The organism is Escherichia sp. HH26CH, assembly GCF_009820205.1.
Classification (GTDB): Bacteria; Pseudomonadota; Gammaproteobacteria; order Enterobacterales; family Enterobacteriaceae; genus Escherichia; species Escherichia coli_F.
On record NZ_VNXM01000007.1, the window covers coordinates 1 to 3,039 of the forward strand.

At 52.6% G+C, this 3,039-nt stretch carries 1 rRNA gene; it reads left to right on the top strand.

The window, feature by feature from the left end:
* Positions 1–122: 122 nt before the first annotated feature.
* A 23S ribosomal RNA gene (locus FQ015_RS01170) occupies positions 123–3,027 on the top strand.
* Positions 3,028–3,039: the final 12 nt, after the last annotated feature.

Sequence of the window (3,039 nt, forward strand, 5' to 3'; positions counted from 1 at the left end):
TTTGCTCTTTAAAAATCTGGATCAAGCTGAAAATTGAAACACTGAACAACGAAAGTTGTTCGTGAGTCTCTCAAATTTTCGCAACACGATGATGAATCGAAAGAAACATCTTCGGGTTGTGAGGTTAAGCGACTAAGCGTACACGGTGGATGCCCTGGCAGTCAGAGGCGATGAAGGACGTGCTAATCTGCGATAAGCGTCGGTAAGGTGATATGAACCGTTATAACCGGCGATTTCCGAATGGGGAAACCCAGTGTGATTCGTCACACTATCATTAACTGAATCCATAGGTTAATGAGGCGAACCGGGGGAACTGAAACATCTAAGTACCCCGAGGAAAAGAAATCAACCGAGATTCCCCCAGTAGCGGCGAGCGAACGGGGAGGAGCCCAGAGCCTGAATCAGTGTGTGTGTTAGTGGAAGCGTCTGGAAAGGCGCGCGATACAGGGTGACAGCCCCGTACACAAAAATGCACATACTGTGAGCTCGATGAGTAGGGCGGGACACGTGGTATCCTGTCTGAATATGGGGGGACCATCCTCCAAGGCTAAATACTCCTGACTGACCGATAGTGAACCAGTACCGTGAGGGAAAGGCGAAAAGAACCCCGGCGAGGGGAGTGAAAAAGAACCTGAAACCGTGTACGTACAAGCAGTGGGAGCCTCTTTATGGGGTGACTGCGTACCTTTTGTATAATGGGTCAGCGACTTATATTCTGTAGCAAGGTTAACCGAATAGGGGAGCCGAAGGGAAACCGAGTCTTAACTGGGCGTTAAGTTGCAGGGTATAGACCCGAAACCCGGTGATCTAGCCATGGGCAGGTTGAAGGTTGGGTAACACTAACTGGAGGACCGAACCGACTAATGTTGAAAAATTAGCGGATGACTTGTGGCTGGGGGTGAAAGGCCAATCAAACCGGGAGATAGCTGGTTCTCCCCGAAAGCTATTTAGGTAGCGCCTCGTGAATTCATCTCCGGGGGTAGAGCACTGTTTCGGCAAGGGGGTCATCCCGACTTACCAACCCGATGCAAACTGCGAATACCGGAGAATGTTATCACGGGAGACACACGGCGGGTGCTAACGTCCGTCGTGAAGAGGGAAACAACCCAGACCGCCAGCTAAGGTCCCAAAGTCATGGTTAAGTGGGAAACGATGTGGGAAGGCCCAGACAGCCAGGATGTTGGCTTAGAAGCAGCCATCATTTAAAGAAAGCGTAATAGCTCACTGGTCGAGTCGGCCTGCGCGGAAGATGTAACGGGGCTAAACCATGCACCGAAGCTGCGGCAGCGACGCTTATGCGTTGTTGGGTAGGGGAGCGTTCTGTAAGCCTGCGAAGGTGTACTGTGAGGTATGCTGGAGGTATCAGAAGTGCGAATGCTGACATAAGTAACGATAAAGCGGGTGAAAAGCCCGCTCGCCGGAAGACCAAGGGTTCCTGTCCAACGTTAATCGGGGCAGGGTGAGTCGACCCCTAAGGCGAGGCCGAAAGGCGTAGTCGATGGGAAACAGGTTAATATTCCTGTACTTGGTGTTACTGCGAAGGGGGGACGGAGAAGGCTATGTTGGCCGGGCGACGGTTGTCCCGGTTTAAGCGTGTAGGCTGGTTTTCCAGGCAAATCCGGAAAATCAAGGCTGAGGCGTGATGACGAGGCACTACGGTGCTGAAGCAACAAATGCCCTGCTTCCAGGAAAAGCCTCTAAGCATCAGGTAACAACAAATCGTACCCCAAACCGACACAGGTGGTCAGGTAGAGAATACCAAGGCGCTTGAGAGAACTCGGGTGAAGGAACTAGGCAAAATGGTGCCGTAACTTCGGGAGAAGGCACGCTGATATGTAGGTGAAGCGACTTGCTCGTGGAGCTGAAATCAGTCGAAGATACCAGCTGGCTGCAACTGTTTATTAAAAACACAGCACTGTGCAAACACGAAAGTGGACGTATACGGTGTGACGCCTGCCCGGTGCCGGAAGGTTAATTGATGGGGTTAGCGGTAACGCGAAGCTCTTGATCGAAGCCCCGGTAAACGGCGGCCGTAACTATAACGGTCCTAAGGTAGCGAAATTCCTTGTCGGGTAAGTTCCGACCTGCACGAATGGCGTAATGATGGCCAGGCTGTCTCCACCCGAGACTCAGTGAAATTGAACTCGCTGTGAAGATGCAGTGTACCCGCGGCAAGACGGAAAGACCCCGTGAACCTTTACTATAGCTTGACACTGAACATTGAGCCTTGATGTGTAGGATAGGTGGGAGGCTTTGAAGTGTGGACGCCAGTCTGCATGGAGCCGACCTTGAAATACCACCCTTTAATGTTTGATGTTCTAACGTTGGCCCCTTATCGGGGTTGCGGACAGTGTCTGGTGGGTAGTTTGACTGGGGCGGTCTCCTCCTAAAGAGTAACGGAGGAGCACGAAGGTTGGCTAATCCTGGTCGGACATCAGGAGGTTAGTGCAATGGCATAAGCCAGCTTGACTGCGAGCGTGACGGCGCGAGCAGGTGCGAAAGCAGGTCATAGTGATCCGGTGGTTCTGAATGGAAGGGCCATCGCTCAACGGATAAAAGGTACTCCGGGGATAACAGGCTGATACCGCCCAAGAGTTCATATCGACGGCGGTGTTTGGCACCTCGATGTCGGCTCATCACATCCTGGGGCTGAAGTAGGTCCCAAGGGTATGGCTGTTCGCCATTTAAAGTGGTACGCGAGCTGGGTTTAGAACGTCGTGAGACAGTTCGGTCCCTATCTGCCGTGGGCGCTGGAGAACTGAGGGGGGCTGCTCCTAGTACGAGAGGACCGGAGTGGACGCATCACTGGTGTTCGGGTTGTCATGCCAATGGCACTGCCCGGTAGCTAAATGCGGAAGAGATAAGTGCTGAAAGCATCTAAGCACGAAACTTGCCCCGAGATGAGTTCTCCCTGACCCTTTAAGGGTCCTGAAGGAACGTTGAAGACGACGACGTTGATAGGCCGGGTGTGTAAGCGCAGCGATGCGTTGAGCTAACCGGTACTAATGAACCGTGAGGCTTAACCTTACAACGCCGAAG